A 23,366-nucleotide genomic window follows, 5' to 3' on the forward strand; every position below is an offset into this window, starting at 1 on the left:
CCAGTGGAACCACGAATCACTGCACACCGGCTTCGCCAGCTACGACCTGTTCGACCAGTACCAGCGCAACCAGGCCGAGTACCAACTCTCGCGGCTGAATTACAGCGGGCAACTCGACAACAACTACTGGAACCAGTTCACGCAGCAGAGCAGCGCGTGGATGCTGGGCAGTGGCTCGTTCATCGTGAGCTACGACCTGGTGCCGGGGGGCAGTGGCTCCGGTTGGGGCGTGGACTGGGCCAACCCCATCGGCGCGTTCTACGACAGCCAGAGCGAGGCGCACGACGCGGCGGCCTCTATTGCCGCCCACCTGCCGGTGGCGCTGGACGCGCAGGGGCGGGCGTTGACGGCGCAGCAGCTCGCGGGAATGGACACCGATGGCGATGGCGAGCTCGCGGTGGCCGAGGCGCAGGGGCTGCGCTTGTGGCGCGATCTGGATGAGGATGGCCGGCTGGATGCGGATGAAGCATCTGCCGTCGGCGAGGGCATCGCTTCTGATCGATGGGATCCGCTGGCGCGGGGCCGGGGGCAGACCGCGGCTTCGGGTGACGCGGCAGCGCCGTCCTGGTCATTGGCAACGGCCGGCATGCCTGCCAAGCCTGCGCCCATCGCCATTGCACAGCCGGTCTCCACCGTGCCACCCAGCAACTACACCACGCTGCGCAACACCGACGAGCTGTACTTTCCGCCCTCGGGCGGCTACGGCGTGTGGGCGCCCACGCAGATCAAGATCAACTTCCGCAGCCCGCACGTGATGGTGGGCACCGAAGGGGCGGACAGCTTCGATTCCACCTACTACAGCGCCTATTCCTCCTGGTTCAACCTCAGTCTCCTCACGCATTTCCTGGGCGGCGGCGGGAATGACATGGTGGGTGGCTCCGCCCGCGACGACTCGCTGTGGGGCGGCACCGGCAACGACGTGCTCTTCGGCTACACGGGCAACGACCGGGTATACGGCGAGGAAGGCGACGATGAGTTGTACGGCGACGAAGGCGCCGACGTGCTGGACGGCGGCATCGGGCATGACTTTCTCATTGGCGGTCGTGGTGACGACACGGCCTTTGGTGGCGCCGGCGACGACGAGCTGCAAGGCCAGAATGGCAACGACCGCCTGCTGGGCCAGGCTGGCAACGACCGCTTGTTCGGCTACCTCGGCAACGACCAGATGTGGGGCGGCGATGGCAACGACATGCTGCAGGGCTTCATCGCATTCAACGAAACCCTGAGCTACACCACGGCCGACCCGATGACCGACGACGACCAGCTCTGGGGCGAGGCTGGTGACGACCATCTCTACGGCGGCTTGGGCAATGACACGCTCGACGGCGGCACGGGCAATGACGGCCTGCTAGGCGAGTACGGCAACGACAAGCTCTTCGGTGGCGCCGGGGCCGATGAATTGCAGGGCGGTGATGGCAATGACCAACTGCTGGGCGACGCCGACGACGACACCCTCTTCGGCCAGGTGGGCAATGACCAGCTCTGCGGGGGGGACGGCAACGACATCCTCATGGGGTTCACCGCCAGCAACGAGGCTCAGCAAACGCTCTACGCCGGCCAGACCGATGACGACGTGCTCATGGGCGAAGCCGGCCACGACAACCTGTTCGGCGGATGGGGCAATGACCGCCTGAACGGCGGCACGGGCAACGACATGCTGCTGGGGGACCAAGGCAACGACGACCTCTGGGGTGGCTCGGACAACGACCAGTTGCAAGGCGGCGCGGGCAATGACCGCCTCATGGGCGATGACGGCGATGACCGCCTGTTTGGCCAAGTGGGCAACGACCAACTCTGGGGCGGGGCGGGCGATGACGTGCTGGTGGGCTTCACCGGTGAGGACGAGGTCCAACAGTCATTGCTCGCTGGAGAGTCGGACGACGACCAACTCCATGGCGGTGCTGGCAAGGACCTGCTGGTCAGCGGGCTGGGCACCGACGCATTGTTCGGTGGCGATGGCGACGACGAGTTGCAAGGTGGCGACGGCGACGACGCGCTCTACGGCGATACGGGCAACGACCTTCTGTTCGGCCAAGTGGGCAACGACGTGCTGTACGGCGGCGACGGTGATGACGTCCTGCAGGGCTTCACCGCCAGCAACGAATCCCAGCAGGCCTTGCTGGCGGGGCAGAGCGACGACGACCACCTGTACGGCGGAGCCGGCCGCGACACCCTGGTGGGGCGCGTGGGCAACGACTACCTGGACGGTGGCGCGGGCGCCGACGTGATGATCGGCGGCAGCGGTGACGACACCTATGTTGTTAACTCGGTGAACGATGTGATCTACGAACAGGCCGGCGAAGGCCACGATACCGTCATCGCCAGCACCAGCTATCTGCTCAATGCTGAAGTGGAAGACCTGGAGCTGCTCGAGGGCTTCGCCACCCATGGCACCGGCAACGCGCGGGACAACCGCATCACAGGCAACAGCGCCAACAACATCCTGGACGGTGTGTCCGGCGCGGACACCATGATCGGTGGCCGCGGTGACGACACCTACTACGTGGACAACGCGCTCGACCGCGTCGTCGAGGCCGACGGTGAAGGCGTGGACACGGTGCAGAGCAGCGTGAGCCTTACCCTGGGGCACGGCGTGGAACACCTGAAACTGCTGGACTTCGGCCACCCTGAGCTGGGCCTGGTGGACGGCCAGGAGGTGCTGGTCTATGGCTACCCCAAGCGCAACGAGCTCGACTACATGCAGGGCGACGCGGTGGCGAACTACGAGGGCACCTGCGCGCTGACCTCCATCGCCAACCTGCTCACGCAATCGGGCCGCCCCACCAGCGAATCGCAGGTGGTTCAACTGGCCATCGAGAACCGCTGGGCCGTGAGCGACCCGAGCCTGCCGTCGTACCAGCTTGGCGGCAGCAGCGTGCTGGACCAGCAGCGCATCCTGGACAGCTATGGCATGCGCAACGACGTGATCGAGGGCTACAACGAGGCCGGCATGGCGCAGTTGCTGCGCAGCGGGCGAGGGGTCATCCTCGCCGTCAATGCGGGCCGGCTCTGGTCCGAAGCGGAATACGAAGGCGGCGGCGAGGTCAACCACGCGGTCACGCTGACGGGTGCGGTGTTCCGCGCCGACGATGGCGAACTCGCGGGCTTCTACGTTGCCGACTCGGGCCGGGCTCGCGTCGACGACATGACCCGCTTCGTCGACATCGAGACTTTCCGCCAGGCCGCTCAGGTGCCGGGCGCCTATGCCATCTACACGGTGGAGCCGGTGAAGTTCTGGGACGAGAACATCAACGGCACGGGCAACGCGCTCGACAACACCCTGCAAGGCAACCGGGGCGACAACCAACTGTGGGGTCTGGATGGCGACGACAGCTTGTCGGGCGGCGAGGGGCAGGACAGCTTGCGTGGCGGCGCAGGCAACGACCGCTACCGGTTCGCGCGCGGCGATGGCGTGGACCACGTCGACCAATCCGACGCGCTGGACACCGACTGGGACACAGTGGAGTTCGCACCGGGCATCGCCAGCGACCAGCTCTGGTTCCGCCAGATCGGGCTGGACCTTGAGGTCAGCGTGGTCGGCACCAACGACCGCATCGTGGTCGATCGTTGGTACGACGAGGCATCGCCGCGCGTGGACGCCTTCGTGGCCGGCGACGGGCAGCAACTGTTCAGCGAACAGGTCGATGCCCTGGTGCGGGTCATGGCCGATCTGGCGCCGCCGGCCGCGGGCCAGACGAGCCTGAGCGCGACGCCCTATGCTTCGGTCCTGACGCCGGTGCTGGCGTCGAACTGGACGTGATGGCCTCGGCGGCGGGTGACGCGCCCCCGGAACCGGCGCCTCGCACGCCGCGGGCGCTGCCCCGGGGGCTGGCGGCGCTGTGTGCCGTGGCGCGCTTTCATCAGTGTCAGGCCGATCCGTCGGCGCTGGCCCATCGCCAGGCCCTGCCATCGGGCATCGCCTGCACCCGCGACGACCTGTTGCGCGCAGCGAAATCGCTGGGTCTCAAGGCCCGCTGGTCGCACTTCGACGGCACGACGCTGCATGAGATTCCGCTGCCGGCCGTGGTGTGCCTCCGGGCACAGGCGGGGGGCGATGGCCTGGACGCGCCCGAGCGCCGTGTGGTGCTGGTGGGGCGCCAGGGCGAGCGCTGGTTGATACAGGACTTCGACACTCCCCGCGCCGAGGCGCCGGGCCCGGCCAATGCGAAGTCTGCCTTGGCGCAGGGCATGCAAGCATTGGCGAGCGACGAGTTCCTTGCCAACTGGACGGGAGAGGCGCTGCTGATCGCGCGGCGCTCGGGGCTGGTGCCGTCGTACGGCGGCTTCGATTTCAGCTGGTTCATTCCGAGCCTGGTGAAATACCGGCGCCTGCTGGGTGAGGTGATGCTGATCAGCCTCGTGCTCCAGCTTTTCGCGCTGGTCAGCCCGCTGTTCTTTCAGGCGGTGATGGACAAGGTGCTGGTGCACCAGGGCATCGGCACACTCAACGTGCTGGTCTTGGGGCTGGTGGGTGTGGTGCTGTTCGAGTCCTTCCTGGGCCTGATGCGCACCTACGTGTTCAGCCACACCACGCAGCGCATCGACGTGGAGCTGGGGGCGAAGTTGTACCGCCACCTGCTGTCGCTGCCCTTGTCGTACTTCGAGGCCCGCCGCGTGGGCGATTCGGTGGCGCGCGTGCGCGAGCTGGAAAGCCTGCGGGGCTTCCTCACGGGCCAGTGCCTCACGGCGCTGCTCGATGTGCTGTTCTCTCTGGTCTTCGTCGCGGTGATGCTGGCCTACAGCCCCTTGCTGACCTGCATTGTTCTGGCCAGTCTGCCCCTGTATGCGCTCGTGATCGCCTCGGCCACGCCCGTGCTGCGGCGCCGGCTTGACCAGAAGTTCGCGCTGGGCGCCGAGAACCAGGCCATGCTGGTCGAGTCGGTCGCGGGCATCCAGACCCTGAAGGCCGGCGCGCTGGAGCCGCAGTTCGCGCAGCGCTGGGACCGCCAACTGGCCGCCTATGTGCTGGCGGCGTTTCGTTCCCAGATGGCGGCGAGCACCGCACAAGAGGCGGTGGGCCTGATCGGCAAGCTCGTGCAGGCGGCCACGCTGTGGTGGGGCTCGCACCTGGTCATGCAGGGGCAGTTCACCGTGGGGCAGTTCGTGGCCTTCAACCTCTTCGCTGGCCGCGTGTCGCAGCCGGTGATGCGCCTGGCCCAGTTGTGGATGGACGTGCAGCAGGCCGGCGTGTCGATGCGGCGCCTGGCTGACGTGCTGGACGCCGCGCCCGATGGCGACGACGGCGTTGTGCAGGAGAGCGGCCCCCCGCCCGCGCGCGCCGCCCTGCCGCAGGTCAGGGGTGCCATCGTGTTCCGCGACGTGCGGTTCCGGTACCGGGCCGACGCTCGGCCCGTGTTGAACGGCCTGAACATCCGCGTTCACCCTGGCGAGGTGGTGGGCATCGTGGGCCGATCGGGTTCAGGCAAAAGCACGCTGACCAAGCTGGTGCAGCGCCTGTACAGGCCCGAGGCCGGGCAGGTGCTGGTGGATGGGGTGGACATCGCCACCATCGACGTGGCCCAGTGGCGGCGGCATATCGGCGTGGTGCTGCAGGACAACCAGCTTTTCAACACCAGCGTGCGCGAGAACATCGCCATGGCCGATCCCGGTGCGGGCCTTGCCGAGGTGATCCAGGCGGCCCGGCTGGCGGGCGCGCATGGGTTCATCAGCGAGCTGCCCCAGGGCTACGACACCGTCGTGGGCGAACAGGGCACCGGTCTGAGCGGCGGCCAGCGCCAGCGCATCGCCATCGCGCGCGCCCTGTTCGGCCAGCCGCGCATTCTCATCCTCGATGAGGCCACGAGCGCGCTGGACTATGAGAGCGAGTCCATCCTCCAGCGCAACATGGCGGCGATCTGCCGCGGCCGCACCGTGCTGATCGTCGCGCACCGGCTCAGCGCTGTGCGAGAGGCCGATCGCATCCTGGTGCTCGATGAGGGGCGGCTCGTGGAGGCTGGCTCGCACGATAAGCTGGTGGGCCGTGCTGATGGGGCGTACGCGCGCCTGTGGCGGTTGCAGGCACCAGCGCCATCACCAGCGCCTTCGCCCGTGGTGGCGGAGCCGGTGTGATGGCGCGCCGCGGCGCCTGGCAGCGCCACGCGCAGGCCTTTCAGCGGGCCTGGGCGCGCCGCTTCGAGGACAGGCCGACGGCCGCCTCGCCCGATGCCCTGGATTTCCTGCCCGCCTCGCTCAGCATCCAGGAGACGCCGCCTCACCCCCTGCCGCTGTGGACGGCGCGAACCATCATGGCCTTGTTCGCCTTGGGGCTCGCCTGGGCCTGTCTGGGGCAGGTCGATATCGTCGCCGTGGCCAGCGGCCGGGTCATCGTGAGTGAACGCAGCAAGCACTTGCAGCCCATGGAGGACGGGCTGGTGCAGCGCGTCTGGGTGCGCGACGGCGACCGTGTGAGCGCCGGGCAGTTGCTCGTGACGCTGGACGGCACCACGGCGCGCGCTGACCACGCGCGCGTGCAGGAAGCCTGGCGCGCCGCCAGCAGTGAGGCCTGGCGCACGGGCGCCCTTGTGCGCGCGGTCGGGGCCGGTGCCTTACAGCCGGCCGACGCCGAGCCGGTGGTCACAGCGCCGGCCGACGCCGGCCTGGCCTGGATGCCGTCCGATGCCCGACAGGCCTCGGCGCAGTTGTGGGCCGAGTGGGACGACATTCAGAGCCGGCAGGCGCGCGCAGTGGCCGAGGTGGCCCAGCGGCGCTCCGAGGGCGAGACCGCGCGCGCGGTGCTCCACAAACTGCAGTCCAGCGCGGGCTGGGCGCAGCGGCGCGAGGCCGACTACCTGTCTCTGGTCGAGAAGGGCTTCATCTCGGGTCACGCCAGCCAGGACCGCACACGCGAGCGTGTCGAGCTGGAGCGCGACATCGTCACCCAGCAGGCGCGGCTGCGCGAGCTGGAAGCGGCGCAGGAGCAGGCTGCCCGTTCCCTGGCCGCGCTGCGGGCCGATATCCGGCGTGACTTGCTGGACCGCATGGGCCAGGCGCAGCGGCAGCGCGAGCAACTGACGGCCGATGCCGTCAAGGCCCGGCAAGGCGAGCGCTTGACCGAATTGCGGTCTCCAGTGGATGGCACGGTGCAGCAACTGGCCGTGCACACGCCCGGCGACGTGGTCGCAGGTGGCCAGGTGCTGCTGGTGGTGGTGCCCGATGCCGAGCGGGTCACCGCGCAGGTGGCCATCGCCAACCAGGACATGGGCTTCGTGCGGCAGGGGCAGGCGGCCACGGTGAAGCTGGAGGCCTTCCCGTTCACGCGCCACGGCACGCTGCCGGCCACGGTGGCGGTGCTGGGTGCCGACGCCACGGTGGACGAGCGGAGCGGCCAAGCCACGTTTCCGGCCTACCTCACGCTGGAGCGCTCAACGCTGACGGTCGAGGGCCGCGAGGTACCGATCACGCCTGGCATGAACCTGGTGGCCGAGATCAAGACCGGGCGGCGGCGACTGATCGACTACCTGCTCAGCCCGGTTCAGGCGCTCGCCGACGAAAGCCTGCGCGAGCGCTGAAAGGCAGCCAGTCAAGCGGCCGCCGGGCTCGAAGGTTCGCGCTTGCGCAATATCTTTTTGCGCACCAGATGAATGTTGTTGCGCAGCGCGTACAGCTCGTCGGTGTACGACAGTGGCACCACCACTTTCTCGACCTTGGCCTCCATGCCGTCGAGCTGCTCCAGCAGGTCGTCCGGCGTGGCGCCGCCCGCTTCGAGCCGATGCTCCACCTCGCGCAGCTCCGCGTACCAGCGGAACACGCGCGAGCGGATGCGGAAGGTGTAGAGCGGCGGCACGATGCGCGAGAGCGGCAGAGCCAGCGCGATGATCAGGCCCAGTGCCAGCCACATGCGCTCGACGATGCTGGCCGCCCAGAACGGCAGGTAGCGCTGCAGGAAGGGCAGGCCCCCCTTGTAGGCGCGCTCGGCCTCGCTGGCCGCGGGAAACTCGCTGTGCTCCAGGTTGGGGTACTCGCGCGCGCGGTTGAACCAGCCCGCGCCGCTGTGCACCTCCATCGCCGTCTGCGCGAACAGCTGCAGGATCGCCGGGTGCGTGTCCGATCGCGCCAGCAGCGAGGTGGTGGAGGCCACGAGGCGCACGTTGCGCGGCGGCACATTGCGCGCCAGGTCCACCACGCCTTGCGGCATGGTCACCGGCGTGAGGTAGCCGAAGCGGCGCGAATAGGCCTCGGCCTGCGCGAAGTCGAGCAGCTTCACGCCGGGCGTCTGCAACAGCATCTGCACCATCAGCGATTCGGGTGCGGAGGCGAACACCAGCGCGTCGAGCTGCCCGTCCAGGAAGGCCACGGTGGCCGGCGTCTGCTCGAGCCGGCTCAGCGTGATCTGGTTCGGCTCGATGCGGTTGACCTCCAGCAGGCGGTTGAACAGGCGCGGCACGCCGCTGCCGTCGGTGCCCACGTTCACGCGCCAGCCCTTGAGTTCGGCCAGGTTGCGCAGCGCCGCGTCCTTGCGGTTGACGCGCCGCGCGGCGTCCTCGCGGTAGAACAGCCACAGCGGCTCCACGAACAGGCTGCCCAGCGAGACGATGCCGTCCTCGTCGTCGTAACCCATGTCGGCCGTGCCGCCTTGCACGAAGCCCAGCTCCACCGTGCCTTCGCGCAGCCGGTCCAGGTTGTCGGCCGAGCCCTCGGTGCGCACCAGCTCCACCGTGATGCCGTGGCGCCTGAGCGCTTCGGCGTAGCGCTGGCCGAAGCTGTCGTAGGCGCTTTGCTCGGGCCCGGTGGCCAGCACCACCTGCGTGGGCGGGTTGGGCTTGAGCCACCACCAGGTGAAGGCCACGAGCGCGATGGTGATCAGCACGATGGGGCTGCCCGAGAGCAGCATCTCCTTGAGCGAAATCAGGGTGTAGCGCAGGGTCTTGGGCATGATGGCCGCGAACATAGCACGCGCCCGTGTACACGCCCGTTGCGCTTTGTTTCGTGTCGCCGCCACCTAGAATGCCCCGGCCGCTCCACCGAGCTCACCCAACCCCCACCACCGCATGGATCCGATTCTGCTGATCAAGGCCGCCCTGATGGGCGTGGTCGAAGGCCTCACCGAATTCCTGCCCGTGTCGTCCACGGGCCACCTCATTCTGGCGGGCACGCTGCTGGGCCTCACCGGCGAGAAGGTCAAGGTCTTCGAGGTCGTGATCCAGACCGGCGCGATCCTGGCCATCGTCTCGGTCTATGCGCAGCGCATCCTGGACACCCTGCGCGGCCTGCCCGCCGGCGACGCGGTGGCGCGCCGCTTCACGGCCAACGTGCTGATCGGCTTCCTGCCGGCGGCGGTGCTGGGCTTCCTCTTCATCGGCGTCATCAAGAGCGTGCTGTTCCACCCCTTCGTGGTGGCGGCCGGCTTCATCGTGGGCGGCTTCATCATGCTCTGGGCCGAAGCGCGGCAGGCGCGGGGCGCGCCGGTGCACGTGGACAGCATCGACGACGCGCGCTGGACCGACGCGCTCAAGGTGGGCCTGATCCAGTGCGTGGCCCTGATCCCCGGCGTGAGCCGCTCGGGCGCCACCATCATCGGCGGCATGCTGGTGGGCTACAGCCGGCGTGCGGCCACCGAGTTCAGCTTCTTCCTGGCCCTGCCGGTGCTGCTGGGCGCGGCCACGCTCGATCTGTACAAGAACCGCGAGCTGCTCTCCATGGCCGATCTGCCGTTCTTTGCCACCGGGCTGGTCGTCTCCTGGCTGTCGGCCTGGGTGTGCGTGCGCTGGCTGCTGCGCTTCGTGTCCTCGCACACCTTCGTGCCCTTCGCGTGGTACCGCATCGCCTTCGGCGTGCTGATCGTGCTCACCGCCTGGGGCGGCTGGATCAACTGGGCCGCCTGACTGGCGGGCTGATTCAGGGCGCTGGCTGCAGCGTGAAGTAGAAGCGCGCGCCCTCGCCGGGGGCGCTCTCGGCGCGCAGTTCGCCGCCGTGGCGCAGCACGATGCGCCGCGCCGTGGCCAGGCCGATGCCCAGGCCGGCAAACTCGTTCGGCAGGTGCAGGCGCTGGAAGGGCTGGAACAGCTTGGCCGCGTGCGCCATGTCGAAGCCGGCGCCGTTGTCGGCCACCACGAATTCGCGCCGCCCGTCGCTGTCCCGCATCGACACCTGGATGCGGGCGTCCGGGGTGCGGGCGCTGTATTTCCAGGCGTTGTGCAGCAGGTTCTGCAGCAGGGCTTCGATCAGCGGCTCGTCCGCCATGGCGGTCATGCCGGGCTGCACCGACCAGTTCACGGAGCGTTCGGCCGAGGTGGCCGCCAGCTCGCGCAATTGCCGGGTGGCGATGGCCGACAGATCGACCGGGGCGCGCTGCAATTCGCCACGGGCCATCTGCGAGAGCTTGAGCAGCCCGTCGATGAGTTCGCCCATTTTCTTGCTGGCGTCGCGTATGCGCTCCAGGTGCCGGTGGCTCTCGACAGGCAGCGCGGGGTTGTCCTCTTCCAGCGCCTGCGCGAAGCCGTTGATGATGCGCAGCGGCGAGCGCAGGTCGTGCGCGACGGCGTACGAGTAGCTTTCCAGTTCGTCGTAGGCCGCCTTCAAGGCCTGCGTGCGCTCACGGATGCGCTCCTCCAGCGACGCGTTGAGCTGCTGGATCTGTTGTTCGGCGTGCTTGTGCGCGGTGATGTCCACCACGGTGCCCAGGCCCTGCGTCACGCGCCCTTTCGCATCGCGTTCGAACTCCGCGCGCACCGACACCCAGTGCCATTGGCCGGCCAGGTTGACCTGGTACTCGATGTCGTAGGGCGTGCCCTGCTGAAACGCCGCGGCCCAGGCCTGCTGCATGCGAAGGCGGTCGTCGGGGTGGGTCATGGCCAGCATGTCCAGGTCGCTGAACACCGCGCGCGGAACGCCCAGGATCACGCGGGCGTTGCCCAGCGTGGTGAATTCGCGCCGCTGCGCGTCGTAGCGCCAACTGGCCATCAGCGCCAGTTCTTGCGCCTGCGAGAGCAGGCGCTCGCTGGTGCGCAAGGCCTCCTCCGTGTTCTTGCGCGAACTGATGTCCTGCGCCACGACGATCATGTAGTCGGGCGAACCGTCGGGGTGGCGGATCATCGACACCGACAGCAGCACCCAGACGGTGTGGCCCTGCTTGTGCAGGTAGCGCTTCTCCATGGTGTGCTGGTCCGTGCGGCCGCTGACCAATGCCTCCAGCACGCCCAGGTCGTGGGCCACGTCCTCGGGGTGGGTGAACTCGCGCCAGTGCCTCATGACGACTTCGTCGTGCGCATACCCCAGCAGCTCGCAGTAGCTGCGGTTGATGCGGATCCAGCGGCCGTCCAGCCGGGTGTGGGCCATGCCGGTGCCGCTGTTCTCGAAGGTGTCGAGCATCTGCTGGTGGCTGCGGCGCGCCTGCGCGATGGAGGCGTTCAGCTCGCGCGTGCGGCGCTGCATCAAGGCAATGGCGCCCACCACCACGATCTGCGTCAGCAGGTGCCAGAAGTTGAGCCAGAACGCCTCGCCCGGGTTGCCGATCGCGAAACTGAAATAGGGTTTGACCAGCAGGAAGTTGACCGCCAGCATGCCCAGCAGCGTGCTGAACATGCCGATGCGAAAACCGCCGTAGAGCGCGCAGATGGCCGCCGCGAGCGTCAGCGTGACGAAGCGGCCCCCGCTTTCCGCTGGTGCCAGCGCCACGCGCATCCAGGTGGCCAGGGCCGTGATCACCACCGCCACCGCCACGCGCAACCACCAGGGGTGGCGCAGCGGATCCCAGGCGCTGAGCAGGGCGCCGAGTCGGCCCAGGGAGGGGGGGCCGGGCTCGGCGGACGGTGTGGCGTCTGGGGTCACGGGGCGCGAGGTTACACCGCCTCGGGGCATCGCCACATAAGGGCCTGCCCGGGGCGCGCCGCGAGCGTGAAGCAGGTCTCAGCCCGCGGCGAGCGCGGCCAGCACCTCGTCGATGGCGGTGGCGGTTTCCTGCGGTTTTTCCATCGGAAACAGGTGCGAGCCATCGACCATGCGCAGACGCCCTTCGGGCGAGCGGCCCAGCACCCGCCGCGTCATGGCCATGCCCACCTGCTGCATCTCCAGCGAGCGCGTGCCGCCGATGAAGCCCACCGGGCAGCGCAGCGGGTGGCGGCGCAGCAGGCGGTCCAGGTTGTGGGGCAGGGTGTTGTAGATCGCGGTCTCGATCTCGCGGTCAAAGCTCAACACGCGCTGCGGCCCTTGCGGCGTGTCGGCGTCGTGCGTGCCGTGCTCGATGTAGTCCTGCAGGCACTGCGGATCCCAGTGGGCGAAGGCGCGCTTGTGGCGCAGATGCTCCAGGGCCGAAGCGGCGTCGGGCCAGGCCTGGCGCCGCTTGCGGCTGATGCGCCCCGGCGAGATGGAACCCACCAGTTGCGTTCGCTTGACCAGTTCCAGCGTGCGCGCGCGCCAGCCGCCGAGCAGGGGCGAGTCGATCAGCAGCACGCCGCGCACGCGCTGCCCGCCCAGCTCGGGGTGGCGCGCCGCGCACATCAGGCTGAGGAAGCCGCCCAGCGAATGGCCCACCAGCCAGGCCGGCTCGCCCGCGCGCTCGACCTCGGCGTGGGCGAAGTCGGCCAGCTGCTGCACCAGGTGGGGCCAGTTGCTCGTGACGGGGTAGCGCGGGTCATGTCCAAAGCGCTCCACCGCGCGCACCGCGTGACCGCGCGCGCGCAGCGAGCGGAACAGCACCTGGTACGTGGCAGCGGGAAAGCTGTTGGCGTGCGAGAAAACAATGAGCGACACGGTGGGGGCAGGCTCGGTCCCGGTGCCTCAGATGAGCTTCTCGCGCGGATTGGTGATCTTCTTCAGTGGGCCCAGCCGTTCGCTTTCGCACCGCAGGGGCACCATGGTCTGGCCGTCGTCCCAGGTGGGGTGCTCGATGTCGTCGAAGGCCTCGCGCAGCTTGCGGCCCCAGGTCTGGCGCACCATGCGGAAGTAGGGGTTGTTTTCCTCGATGCAGACGATCTTGTCGCAGCGCAGGGCGTTGGCGTCGTAGACCACCATGTCCAGCGGCAGGCCCACCGACAGGTTGGACTTCAGCGTGGAGTCCATCGACACCAGCGCGCACTTGGCCGCCTCGTCCAGCGGTGTCTCGGGCGTGATCACGCGGTCCAGCACGGGTTTGCCGTACTTGGATTCGCCGATCTGGAAGAAGGGCGTCTCGGGCGTGGCCTCGATGAAGTTGCCGGCTGAATAGACCTGGAACAGGCGCATGCCCTCGCCGCGGATCTGGCCACCGAAGACCAGCGAGACGTTGAAATCCACGCCCGCGCGCTGCAGGGCCTCGCCGTCGCGGTGCCACACGTGGCGCACGGCCGAGCCCAGCACGCGCGCCGCGTCGAACATGCTGCGCGCGTTCCAGATGGTGATCGGGTCGCCGCCCTCGTGGTCGTCGAGTTGCTCGATCTGCAGGATCTCGCGCACCGACTGCGAGATGCTCAGGTTGCCCGCCGACAGCAGGCACATGAAGCGGTCGTCGGCCTTCTCGTAGATCATCATCTTGCGGAAGGAGCTGATCTGGTCGAGCCCGGCGTTGGTGCGCGAATCCGACAGGAACACCATGCCGGCGTTGAGTTTGACGGCGACGCAGTAGGTCATGTGGGGGCTCCCGTCCGTGTGGCGAGTTTCTTGAGCTGGTAGAGCTGGTCCAGCGCGTCGCGCGGGCTCAGCGCATCGGGGTCGATGGCGGCCATCGCGGCCACCAGCGGGTGGGGTTCGGGCGCCTCGGCCGGCGGCGGCGGAGCGAACAGGTCAACCTGCGTCTGCTGCTCGGCGCTGTGCGCCTCCAGCGCGGCCAGGGCGTGGCGCGCGTGCTGCACCACTGGCGCGGGCACGCCCGCCAGCCGGGCAACCTGTATGCCATAGCTGCGGCTGGCCGGGCCGGGCTCGATCTGGTGCAGGAACACGATGCCCTTGCTGCCGCCCTCGGCCGCGCTCACGTGCACATTCACGGCCGCGTGGTGCGTGGCGGGGAACTCGGTGAGCTCGAAGTAGTGCGTGGCGAACAGCGTGAAGCAGCGCGCCTTGTCGTGCAGGTGCGCGGCGATGCCGCCGGCCAGGGCCAGGCCGTCGAAGGTGGAGGTGCCGCGGCCGATCTCGTCCATCAGCACCAGGCTGTTGGGCGTGGCCGTGTGCAGGATCTGCGCGGCCTCGGTCATTTCCACCATGAAGGTGGACTGGGCGTTGGCCAGGTCGTCGGCGGCGCCGATGCGGGTGTGGATGGCGTCGAGCGGCCCCAGCCGGCAGGCCTGCGCCGGCACGTAGCTGCCCATGCTGGCCAGCAGGGCGATCACCGCCACCTGGCGCATGTAGGTGCTCTTGCCGCCCATGTTGGGGCCGGTGATGACCTGCATGCGCGCCTTGGGGCCGAGCACCGTGTCGTTGGCGATGAAGGCGCCCGCGCCGGTCTCGGCCAGGCGCGCCTCCACCACCGGGTGGCGCCCGCCGCGGATCTCGATGCCGGGCTCGCTGGTGAACGTGGGCGCGCACCAGCTCAGCGTGAGCGAGCGTTCGGTCAGCGCGCACAGCGCGTCCAGCGCCGCCAGCGCGCGCGCCAGCCGGGTGAGCGGGTCGATGAAGCCCTGCAGCGTGTCCAGCAGGCCCTCGTACAGCCACTTCTCGCGCGCCAGCGAGCGCTCCTGCGCCGACAGGGCCTTGTCCTCGAAGGCCTTGAGCTCGGGCGTGATGAAGCGTTCGGCGTTCTTGAGCGTCTGGCGGCGCTTGTAGTCGTCGGGCACGCGGTCGAGCTGGCCCTGCGTGACCTCGATGTAGAAGCCGTGCACCTTGTTGAACTGCACGCGCAGGTTGGCGATGCCGGTGCGCGCGCGCTCGCGGGCTTCCAGTTCGATGAGAAAGGCGTCGCTGTTGTGCTGGATGCCGCGCAGCTCGTCGAGCTCGGTGTCGAAGCCGTCGGCGATGACGCCGCCGTCGCGCACCAGCGCGGACGGCTCGGCCAGCAGCGCGCGCTGCAGCAGCTCGGCGCAGCCGGCGGGCGGTTGCAGCTCGCTGGCCAGGCGGGCCAGCAGCGCGTCGCCGCCCAGCGGCGCCAGCGCGGCGGCCAGCTCGCCCGCGCGGCCCAGCGTCTGGCCCAGGCCCACGAGCTCGCGCGGCTTGGCCTGGCGCAGCGCGATGCGCGCGGTGATGCGCTCCACGTCGCTGCAGCCCTTGAGGCGTTCGCGCAGGCGCTGCCAGGGCCCCGTGCGCAGGGTGGCGATGGCGCCCAGGCGTTCGCGCGCCTCGGCGCGGTCGCGCTTGGGTTCCAGCAGCCACTGGCGCAGGGCGCGGCTGCCCATGCCGCTGGCGCAGGTGTCGATCAGCGAGAAGAGCGTGGGGCTGCTCTCGCCGCGCAGGGTCTGCACGAGTTCGAGGTTGCGGCGCGTGCTGGGCGGCAGGTCGATGCGCTCGTCGAAGCGCGCCACCTGCAGACTGCGCACGTGCGCCAGCGCGCGGCCCTGGGTGTGTTCGGCATAGGCCAGCAGCGCGCCGGCCGCGGCGTGCGCGTCGGCCAGGCCGTCGGCGCCCCAGGCGGCCAGGCTGGCGGCCTGCAACTGGTCGAGCAGCTTGCGCTGGCCCAGCGCCCCGTCGAAGGCCCAGGCCGGGCGCAGCACCGTGACCAGCTTGCCACCCTGCGGCGTGGGGGCGCCGGCCAGGGCCTGCACCCGCTGCTCGAAGGCGGGCGTGGTCTCCGCGCTGTAGAGCAGTTCGCCGGGCGCCAGGCGGGCCACCCAGTCGGCCAGCTCGTCGCTGGCGCACTGGGCCAGGAAGACGATGCCCTGCGTGAGCGAGAGCCAGGCCAGGCCGCAGCCGGTGCGCGCGCCCGCGTGCACGGCCATCAGCAGGGATTCGCTCTTATCGGACAGCAGCTCCGCATCCGTCAGCGTGCCGGGCGTGACCACGCGCACCACCTGGCGTTCCACCGGCCCCTTGGCCGTGGCCACGTCGCCCACCTGCTCGCAGATGGCCACCGACTCGCCGAGCTTGATCAGCCGCCCGAGGTAGGTGTCCACCGAATGGAAAGGCACGCCGGCCATGACCACCGGCTTGCCGGCCGACTGGCCGCGCTGCGTCAGCGTGATGTCGAGCAGGCGCGCGGCTTTCTCGGCGTCGTCGTAGAACAGTTCGTAGAAATCCCCCATGCGATAGAACAGCAGCGTGTGCGGGTGCCCGGCCTTGAGGGCCAGGTACTGCTGCATCATGGGGGTGTGGGCGGCCAGGGAGTCGGTCACGGTGGGCGCGGGAAGGCTCTGGAAAGAGCCAAAGACTGTAGCCGATCGCCCCGGGCGGCCCGCCGCCGCAGGCGCTCCTCAGGGGGCGGCGCGGGCCTGCACACGCCAGACCGCGTTGCCCACGTCGTCGGCCACCAGCAGGCCGCCGCGCCGGTCCACCGCCACGCCCACGGGGCGGCCGCGGGCCTTGCCGTCCCCGTCCAGGAAACCCGTCAGCACGTCCACCGGCGGGCCGCTGGGCTTCGCGCCATCGAAGGGCACGTAGATCACCTTGTAGCCGCTCGGGGGATTGCGATTCCACGAGCCGTGCTGGCCCACGAACAGGCCGCCTTCCGCGAAGGGCCCGCCCAGGCGGTTGCCCCGGGCAGAGGCCAGTCCCAGCGAGGCCGTGTGGTTGCCCAGCGCGTAGTCCGGCCGGATGGCCTTCTCGACCAGGTCGGGCCTGGGCGGCTGCGGGCGCGTGTCCACGGTCTGGCCGTAGTAGCTGTAGGGCCAGCCGTAGAAGCCGCCGTCGCGCACCGAGGTCATGTAGTCGGGCACCAGGTCCGAGCCCAGCTCGTCGCGCTCGTTGACGGAGGTCCACAGCACCTCGCCCTGCCAGGCCATGCCCACAGGGTTGCGCAGCCCGGTGGCGAACAGGCGGCCTTCGCCACTCGCGCGGTCGAAGACCCAGATCGCCGCGCGGCCTTCCTCGTGCTGCATGCCGTGTTCGGCCACGTTGCTGTTGGAGCCCACGGACACGTACAGGCGGCTGCCATCGGCGCTGGCAATGAGGCCCTTGGTCCAGTGGTGGTTGAGCGGGCCGCCGGGCAGCGCGGCCACCCGCACCGGCACGGTGCTGGCTTTCGTGTCGCCCTCACGGTAGGGCACTTTCACCAGCGCGTCGGTGTTGGCGATGAACAGCTCCTCGCCCACCAGCGCCATGCCGAAGGGCGAGTTCAGGTTCTCCAGGAACACGGAGCGCAGTTCGGCCACGCCGTCGCCATCGGCGTCGCGCAGCAGGGTGATGCGGTTGGCGCTGGGCGTGGCGGCGCCCGCGCGCTTCATCACCCAGCCCATGACCTTGCCGCGCAGGCCCAGCAGGTCATCGCGCAGCGGGCGCTCGGGTGCGTTCGATTCGGCCACGAGCACGTCGCCATTGGGCAGCACCAGCAGCCAGCGGGGGTGATCCAGCCCATCGGCGAAGCGGCGCACCGTGGTGCCCGGCGCGGCCGTGGGTGCGCTGGCCTCGGGCCAGGGCTCGGCAGGCGCCACCTTCACCGTGGGGATCCAGCGGGTCACCGGTTCGGGCAGTTGCGGGTCCGGCCCGTAGCCCGTGTCCACGCGCAGGCGCGCCGTGTCGCCGCAGGCGCTCAGCAACAGCGCCAGAGCGACGGCGGCGATCGGGGGAAGGTACGGGCGCCGGATCGGCAGGGTCATCGCCGGCCTCCTTTCAGGCGCGGTTCGCGGCAAATCGCGTGCCCACCGCCCCCCCCGCACGGGCACGCCGATTGCCTCGGCGCACGCTCCGCGGCCGCCGCGCCTCCTAGCAGCACCACCCGAAATGTCAATCAGCGAGCAGGACCCGGCCGCCACCGCGCCGCGCGCATTTACGCCCCGTTGCCCCGTTCCCGCGCCAGGGCGTTCACGATGAACCGACCATGAAACGAGATGCCCCCTGGCTGGAAGGAAAGGAACGCGCGATGCCGCTGGAGAGAGACGGCGCGAGCCTGCGCGTGCTCACGGTCAACATTCACAAGGGCTACAGCTTTTTCAACCGGCGCTTCGTTCTGCATGAATTGCGCGAAGCCGTGCGGGCCGTGCAGAGCGACGTGGTCTTCCTGCAGGAGGTGCGCGGCGGCGGCGATCCCGATGAACGCCACCCCGGCGTGTCGCAGTACGAGTTCCTGGCCGACACCATCTGGCGCGACCACGCCTATGGCCGCAACGCGGTGGCGCCGCGCGACAGCTACGGCAATGCCGTGCTCTCGCACTTTCCCATCGTCAAGAGCCACAACCACCGGCTGTCGCACCCGCGCATCGTGCCGCAGCGCGGCGTGCTGCATTGCGTGGTGAACCACGGCGCGCTGCCGGCGCTGCACCTGATGTGTGTGCACCTGGGCCTGCTCGAGGGCGACCGCCAGCACCAGATCGCCGCGCTGCGCGAGATCATCGACAGCGAGGTGCCAGCCGATGCGCCCCTCATCGTCGCCGGCGATTTCAACGACTGGCGCCAGCGCGTGGACGCGCGGCTCGCGCGCAGCGGCCTCACCGAGGTGTTTCGCCAGAGCCATGGGCGCCACGCGCGCAGCTTCCCTGCCGTGTGGCCTTGCCTGCGGCTCGACCGCATCTACGTGCGCAACGTGGTCGAGGTGCGCCCCCTGCCCATGCCGCGCCACCCCTGGTCGCGCCTGTCGGACCATGCGCCGCTGGCCGCCGAGGTGCAACTGATGAAGGAGAGCGGATGAACACCGCCACGAACGGCGCGGCGGCCGTCAACTCGCGCTGGCTTCCCGGCAACCGCATCGAGCTGCTGTGCTGTGGTGAGGACTACTACCCCAGCGTCTTCCAGGCCATCGACACGGCCGAGAAGCAGGTGCTCATCGAAACCTTCATCTGGTTCGATGACCCCGTCGGGCGCGAGTTGCGCGCCGCGCTGATCCGTGCCGCCCAACGCGGTGCCGAAGTGCACGTGCTCATCGACGGCTGGGGCTCGCCCGACCTGAGCGACGAGTTCGTGCAGGGCCTGATCGACGCGGGCGTGAAGCTGCGCGCCTTCGAACCCGTGCGAAAGCTGTTCGGCGCGCGCATCAACATGCTGGGCCGCATGCACAACAAGCTGGCCGTGGTCGATGGCCGTGTGGCCTTCGTCGGCGGCATCAACTACGCCAAGGACCACGTGCTGGCGCTGGAGCCGGAGCAGGCCAAGCTCGACTACGCCGTGCGCATCGAAGGGCCGCTGGTGGAGCAGATCGAGGCCTTCTGCCGCACCAACCTGAGCACGCCCCAGCCCCCGCGCGAGATGTGGCTGCGCCGCTGGCGCCGCCTGCGCCAGTCGCGCCACGAGGAGCGCTTGCCCCCACTCGACCAGGGCGCCGTGGCCGCCTTCGTCACGCGCGACAACCACCGCCACACCACCGACATCGAGCGCCACTACCGCGCCGCCATCCGCAGCGCGCACACACGCATCCTCATCGCCAACGCCTACTTCTTCCCGGGCTATCGCCTGGTGCGCGACCTGCGGCGCGCCGCGCGCCGTGGCGTGCAGGTCGACCTCATCCTGCAGGGCAACCCGGACATGCCCTGGGTGCAGCGCGCCACCATGCTGCTCTACGAGCACCTGCTGCGCGCGGGCGTGCGCATCCACGAATACACCGAGCGCCCGCTGCACGCGAAGGTGGCCGTCATCGACGACCACTGGGCCACGGTGGGCTCCAGCAACCTGGACCCCACCAGCCTCAGCCTGAACCTGGAGGCCAACGTGATCGTGCGCGACAAGGCCTTCGCCGCCGTGGTGCGCGAGGCGCTGGACCGTGTGTTGCAGCAGAGCTGCGAGCCCGTTCGCCTGTCGCGGCCCGGGCGCCTGCGCTCGGCCTGGATCGTGCTGCGCAGCGTGGTGGTGTTCCATGCACTGAGGCGCTTTCCGGCCTGGGCGCGCTGGGCGCAACACGCCCGCCCGCGCGTGGTGCCGGTGGTGCCCCAGTCGGATGAGGCCGGGTCCGAGCCGGTGCCGCACGAACCGGCCCACGCGGAGGGCCTGCGGTGAACGCCGGCCCGGCCCTCAAGCGCCTGTGGCCGCATGCACGCCGCTGGCTGCCCTGGTTGCTGGCCGCCGCCGTGCTCTACCTGGTGGCGCAGCAGGCGCGCGAGGTGGAGTGGGCCAAGGTGTGGGCTGCGCTGCAGGCCTTGCCGCTGCGCCACATCCTCATCTCCGTGGCGCTGGCGCTGTGCGCGCACACGCTGTTCTCCAGTTACGACCTCATCGGCCGCTGGCTGGCCAAGGCGCGCATCACGCGCGCGCGCACGCTGGCGACGGCGGCCATCGCCTACGCCTTCAACCTCAACTTCGGCGCGCTCATCGGCGGCGTGGGCATGCGGCTGCGCCTGTACACGCGGGCCGGCCTGTCGCCGGGCACCGTGGGTCAGGTTGTCACGCACAGCTTCATCGCCAACTGGCTGGGTTGGTGCTGGGTGCTGGGCACGGTGCTGGTGCTGTCGCCGCCGCGCCTGCAGGGCGAATGGGCGCTGGGGATGGTGGCGCTGCGCGGCATGGGCGCGGTGCTGCTGGTGGTGGCGGCGGGCTACCACGCGCTGTGCGCCTTCAGCGGCAAGTCCGAGCTGCGCTGGCGCGAGCACACGCTGCCGCTGGCCCGCAGCCGCGTGGCGCTGTTGCAGGCGGTGATGGGGGCCACCGTGTGGATGCTGATGGCCCTGAGCCTGTGGAACCTGTTGCAGGGCCGGGTGCCGTACCCCACCGTGCTGGGGGCGCTGCTGCTGGCCGGTGTGGCGGGGGCGCTCACGCACGTGCCGTCGGGCTTGGGTGTGCTGGAGGCCGTGGTGGCGGCGGCGCTCGCCGGGATGCTGCCGTTGGACGAGGTGTTGGCCGCGGTGCTGGCGTACCGGGCGGCGCATTACCTCCTGCCGCTGGCGCTGGCGCTGCCGGCGTATGGCTTCAGTGAGATGAGCCCGTCGAAGCGGGCCGGGCGCGGGCGGGCTGCGCAGAGGCAGGCCACATGAACGCCCCGTCGGCCCGCACGCGCTGCCCCCCGCGTTCGCGCTTGAACCGCCGCCGGCTGCTGGCGCTGCCCGGATGCGCGGTCCTGCTCCTGCCGGCCTGCGGGGGCGGCTCCGCGCCAGCGCCGGAGCCCAGCACCGAGACGCCCTCCACGACGCCGACCGCCTTGAGCTACGGGGCCATCCGGTCGGTGTACGTGGTGGGCCAGGCCATCCCGCCCAACCGCGCACGGCTGGACGGCGTTCCCGCGGCCCGGTATTCCGTCGCACCCGACCTGCCGCTTGGCTTGAGCCTGGACCTGTCCACCGGCGCCATCGTCGGCGTACCCCAGGTGCCGCAAGCGCAGACGCAATACACCGTGACGGCCAGCCATGCGCGCGGCAGGACGCAGGCGCAGATCCAGATCACGGTCGCCGGGCAGGGCGTCTGGAAGGCCGCGGCGAGCCTGCCGGACGCGCGCTATTACGCGAGTTGGGCCCCCTTGCCCGGGGGGCGGTTCCTGATGGCCGGCGGCAGAAGCCGGACGGCGATCACCGATGCGGCGCACATCTTCGATCCGGCCGCCGACACCTGGACACCCGCCGCGCCCATGTGGAAAGGCCGCGCGGCCGCCCGGGCCGTCCCCTTGTCCGACGGCCGTGTGCTGGTGCTGGGGGGTGACACCGCTGCCCGGGCCACGACCGCATCCGCCGAGATCTACGACCCCTTTGCCGACGCCTGGATCGCCACCGAACCCATGAACGCCGCGCGCAGTTGGGCGACGGCGCATCGGCTGGCCGATGGCCGGGTGCTGGCCGTGGGCGGCACCTGGCTCAAGCTGGGCCTCGGCCGCACGTACCAGCACACGGTGGAGCGGTACGACCCCGGCACCGGGGCCTGGACCCTGCTGGAAACGCCACTGTGGACCGCGCGCTCGCAACACGCCGCTGCCTTGCTGCCAGGCGGCACCACGCTGCTCGTGGCGGGTGGCGTCAATGCCGTGGGCCGCGAGCCCACGGCAGAAATCTATGCGGTGGATGGCAGCGGCACCACGGTCATTCCGTATGGCGTGCAGGCCAACGTGCAGCAGGCCGTGAGCTTGAACGACGGCAGCGTGCTCGTCGTGGACGACCTGAGCTTGCGGTCGCACCGCTTCGACCCCTACCTGGCGAGGTGGACCACGAGCGCCCGCAGCGCATTGCGCCTCTTGCCGAGCATGGCGGTGATGGCGGATGGGCGTGTGCTGCTGGCGGGCGGAGGAAACCTGAACACCGCCGAAGTCTATGCACCCGAGCAGAACGTGTGGACCGCCACGGCGCCCATGGCGAGGGCGCGACGCGCGGCGGTGGCCAGCTTGCTGGCCGACGGCAGTGTGCTGCTCGTCAGTGGCGACAGCCACGCCGGGCCGCTCGATGGTTGCGAGCGTTACGCCCCTTGAGGGGCCGCGCGATCAGGGCGCGCGATCAGGGCGCGCGATCGGCTTCGATCCCCACCAGCCCCGCTTCGGGGTAGCGCGTCCCGGCCACCGCCCGGGGATCGAACAGGCGATCCAGTTCCGCGATCTCCGGGGGCGTGAGCGCGATGTCGATCGCGCTGACGTTGCTCTCCAGATAGGCGATGCGGCGGGTGCCGGGGATCGGCACCACGTGCGGGTGCTTGTTGAGCAGCCAGGCCAGCGCGACCTGCGAGTTGCTGAGCCCGCGCCCGGCGGCGAACGCCGCCAGCGCGTCCACCAGGCGCTGGTTCGCGGCGCGCGCCTCGCCGACGAAGCGCGGGTTGTTCTTGCGGAAGTCCGTGTCGCTGAGCTGGTCCGTCTCCAGCGCGCCGGTGAGAAAGGCGCGGCCCAGGGGGCTGTAGGCCACGAAGGCCGTGCACAGTTCGGCGCAGGCCGCCAGCATCCCGGCCTCGGGCTCGCGGCTCCACAAGGAATACTCGGACTGCACGGCGGCCACGGGAAACACCGCGTGCGCGCGGCGCAGCGTCTGCACCGACACCTCCGACAGCCCGATCGCGCGGACCTTGCCCGCGCGCACCAGCTCGCCCATCGTGCCCACCACGTCCTCGATGGGCACGGCCGGGTCGCGGCGGTGGCAGTAGTACAGGTCGATGTGGTCCGTGCCCAGCCGGCGCAGCGAGGCCTCGCAGGCTTCGCGGATGTACGCCGGCGAGTTGTCGATGCGGCGCTCGTACTGGCCGGCCGCGCGCACGATGCCGAACTTGGTGGCCAGCACCACCTCTTGCCGGCGCGTGGCGCCGCCCGCGGCCAGGAAGCGGCCCAGCAGGCCCTCGTTGTGGCCGAGGCCGTAGGTGTCGGCCGAATCGAAGTGCGTGACGCCCAGCGCCAGCGCCCGCTCCAGCGTGCGCAGGGCGCTGGCGTCATCGGTCTGGCCGTAGAACTCGCTCATGCCCATGCAGCCCAGGCCGATGGCGGAGCTGCTGAGGCCCGAGGCGCCCAACTGGCGGTGTTTCATGGTGTCTCCGGTGCGGGGGGAAACCTCGAACTC

At 70.0% G+C, this 23,366-nt stretch carries 15 protein-coding genes; 8 read left to right on the forward strand and 7 right to left on the reverse strand.

Features of this window, described 5'->3' with window-relative positions; all coding sequences use genetic code 11:
* Positions 1 to 160 precede the first annotated feature (160 nt).
* From VLG41_RS15220 to VLG41_RS15230, 3 genes are read left to right on the forward strand one after another with little or no spacing between them, the layout of a single operon-like run.
* Positions 161 to 3,760 (forward strand): calcium-binding protein, encoded by a 3,600-nt coding sequence (locus VLG41_RS15220; protein ID WP_414652504.1) that lies wholly within the window; start codon positions 161 to 163, stop codon positions 3,758 to 3,760.
* The gene (locus VLG41_RS15225) at positions 3,760 to 6,069 is read left to right on the forward strand and encodes a type I secretion system permease/ATPase (RefSeq protein ID WP_414652503.1); all 2,310 of its coding nucleotides are present in this window, start codon (positions 3,760 to 3,762) and stop codon (positions 6,067 to 6,069) included. The genes VLG41_RS15220 and VLG41_RS15225 overlap by 1 nt, the downstream gene beginning before the upstream one ends.
* Positions 6,069 to 7,508: an HlyD family type I secretion periplasmic adaptor subunit gene (locus VLG41_RS15230; RefSeq protein ID WP_325350244.1), complete on the forward strand. Its 1,440-nt coding sequence runs from the start codon at positions 6,069 to 6,071 to the stop codon at positions 7,506 to 7,508. The genes VLG41_RS15225 and VLG41_RS15230 overlap by 1 nt, the downstream gene beginning before the upstream one ends.
* 11 nt (positions 7,509 to 7,519) lie before the next feature.
* Here the strand turns inward: VLG41_RS15230 and VLG41_RS15235 are convergent, their stop codons facing one another.
* Positions 7,520 to 8,872 (reverse strand): TAXI family TRAP transporter solute-binding subunit, encoded by a 1,353-nt coding sequence (locus VLG41_RS15235; protein WP_325350245.1) that lies wholly within the window; start codon positions 8,870 to 8,872, stop codon positions 7,520 to 7,522.
* 115 nt (positions 8,873 to 8,987) lie between these two features.
* Between VLG41_RS15235 and VLG41_RS15240 the strand changes: the two genes are divergently transcribed.
* On the forward strand, positions 8,988 to 9,821 hold the full coding sequence (locus tag VLG41_RS15240; protein ID WP_325350246.1) for an undecaprenyl-diphosphate phosphatase: 834 nt from the start codon (positions 8,988 to 8,990) through the stop codon (positions 9,819 to 9,821).
* A 13-nt stretch (positions 9,822 to 9,834) separates the two neighbouring features.
* Here the strand turns inward: VLG41_RS15240 and VLG41_RS15245 are convergent, their stop codons facing one another.
* The 5 genes from VLG41_RS15245 to VLG41_RS15265 all read right to left on the reverse strand — a co-directional run bounded on the left by VLG41_RS15245 (position 9,835) and on the right by VLG41_RS15265 (position 17,588).
* The gene (locus tag VLG41_RS15245) at positions 9,835 to 11,766 is read right to left on the reverse strand and encodes a PAS domain S-box protein (protein WP_325350247.1); all 1,932 of its coding nucleotides are present in this window, start codon (positions 11,764 to 11,766) and stop codon (positions 9,835 to 9,837) included.
* Between the two features lie 78 nt (positions 11,767 to 11,844).
* Positions 11,845 to 12,687, reverse strand: coding sequence for an alpha/beta hydrolase (locus tag VLG41_RS15250; RefSeq protein WP_325350248.1), 843 nt, complete (start codon positions 12,685 to 12,687; stop codon positions 11,845 to 11,847).
* A 27-nt stretch (positions 12,688 to 12,714) separates the two neighbouring features.
* Complete coding sequence (locus tag VLG41_RS15255; RefSeq protein ID WP_325350249.1) at positions 12,715 to 13,542, reverse strand: proteasome-type protease; 828 nt, start codon at positions 13,540 to 13,542, stop codon at positions 12,715 to 12,717.
* Positions 13,539 to 16,139 (reverse strand): DNA mismatch repair protein MutS, encoded by a 2,601-nt coding sequence (gene mutS, locus VLG41_RS15260; RefSeq protein ID WP_325350261.1) that lies wholly within the window; start codon positions 16,137 to 16,139, stop codon positions 13,539 to 13,541. Before mutS ends, VLG41_RS15255 begins: the two co-directional genes overlap by 4 nt.
* Positions 16,140 to 16,247: 108 nt before the next feature.
* Positions 16,248 to 17,588, reverse strand: coding sequence for a sorbosone dehydrogenase family protein (locus VLG41_RS15265; RefSeq protein WP_325350250.1), 1,341 nt, complete (start codon positions 17,586 to 17,588; stop codon positions 16,248 to 16,250).
* 269 nt (positions 17,589 to 17,857) lie between these two features.
* Between VLG41_RS15265 and VLG41_RS15270 the strand changes: the two genes are divergently transcribed.
* From VLG41_RS15270 to VLG41_RS15285, 4 genes are read left to right on the forward strand one after another with little or no spacing between them, the layout of a single operon-like run.
* Positions 17,858 to 18,616, forward strand: coding sequence for an endonuclease/exonuclease/phosphatase family protein (locus tag VLG41_RS15270; protein ID WP_414652505.1), 759 nt, complete (start codon positions 17,858 to 17,860; stop codon positions 18,614 to 18,616).
* A complete protein-coding gene (gene clsB / locus VLG41_RS15275) occupies positions 18,613 to 19,914 on the forward strand; it encodes a cardiolipin synthase ClsB (protein WP_325350251.1) in 1,302 nt (433 codons plus the stop codon). The genes VLG41_RS15270 and clsB overlap by 4 nt, the downstream gene beginning before the upstream one ends.
* Positions 19,911 to 20,885 (forward strand): lysylphosphatidylglycerol synthase domain-containing protein, encoded by a 975-nt coding sequence (locus VLG41_RS15280; RefSeq protein WP_325350252.1) that lies wholly within the window; start codon positions 19,911 to 19,913, stop codon positions 20,883 to 20,885. The genes clsB and VLG41_RS15280 overlap by 4 nt, the downstream gene beginning before the upstream one ends.
* Complete coding sequence (locus VLG41_RS15285; RefSeq protein WP_325350253.1) at positions 20,882 to 22,300, forward strand: putative Ig domain-containing protein; 1,419 nt, start codon at positions 20,882 to 20,884, stop codon at positions 22,298 to 22,300. Before VLG41_RS15280 ends, VLG41_RS15285 begins: the two co-directional genes overlap by 4 nt.
* A gap of 25 nt (positions 22,301 to 22,325) precedes the next feature.
* Here the strand turns inward: VLG41_RS15285 and VLG41_RS15290 are convergent, their stop codons facing one another.
* Positions 22,326 to 23,333, reverse strand: coding sequence for an aldo/keto reductase (locus VLG41_RS15290; protein ID WP_325350254.1), 1,008 nt, complete (start codon positions 23,331 to 23,333; stop codon positions 22,326 to 22,328).
* Between the last annotated feature and the right edge of the window lie 33 nt (positions 23,334 to 23,366).

Origin of the sequence: Hydrogenophaga sp. (genome assembly GCF_035481345.1) — a bacterium.
Classification (GTDB): domain Bacteria; phylum Pseudomonadota; class Gammaproteobacteria; order Burkholderiales; family Burkholderiaceae_C; genus Hydrogenophaga.

What these genes read in the sequence shown, in the direction of transcription:
- VLG41_RS15220 (WP_414652504.1), top strand. Translation starts at nt 161, where the DNA reads ATGCTGGGCAGTGGCTCGTTCATCGTGAGCTACGACCTGGTGCCGGGG.
- VLG41_RS15225 (WP_414652503.1), top strand. Translation starts at nt 3,760, where the DNA reads ATGGCCTCGGCGGCGGGTGACGCGCCCCCGGAACCGGCGCCTCGCACG.
- VLG41_RS15230 (WP_325350244.1), top strand. Translation starts at nt 6,069, where the DNA reads ATGGCGCGCCGCGGCGCCTGGCAGCGCCACGCGCAGGCCTTTCAGCGG.
- VLG41_RS15235 (WP_325350245.1), bottom strand. Translation starts at nt 8,872, where the DNA reads ATGCCCAAGACCCTGCGCTACACCCTGATTTCGCTCAAGGAGATGCTG.
- VLG41_RS15240 (WP_325350246.1), top strand. Translation starts at nt 8,988, where the DNA reads ATGGATCCGATTCTGCTGATCAAGGCCGCCCTGATGGGCGTGGTCGAA.
- VLG41_RS15255 (WP_325350249.1), bottom strand. Translation starts at nt 13,542, where the DNA reads ATGACCTACTGCGTCGCCGTCAAACTCAACGCCGGCATGGTGTTCCTG.
- mutS (WP_325350261.1), bottom strand. Translation starts at nt 16,139, where the DNA reads ATGATGCAGCAGTACCTGGCCCTCAAGGCCGGGCACCCGCACACGCTG.
- VLG41_RS15265 (WP_325350250.1), bottom strand. Translation starts at nt 17,588, where the DNA reads ATGACCCTGCCGATCCGGCGCCCGTACCTTCCCCCGATCGCCGCCGTC.
- clsB (WP_325350251.1), top strand. Translation starts at nt 18,613, where the DNA reads ATGAACACCGCCACGAACGGCGCGGCGGCCGTCAACTCGCGCTGGCTT.
- VLG41_RS15285 (WP_325350253.1), top strand. Translation starts at nt 20,882, where the DNA reads ATGAACGCCCCGTCGGCCCGCACGCGCTGCCCCCCGCGTTCGCGCTTG.
- VLG41_RS15290 (WP_325350254.1), bottom strand. Translation starts at nt 23,333, where the DNA reads ATGAAACACCGCCAGTTGGGCGCCTCGGGCCTCAGCAGCTCCGCCATC.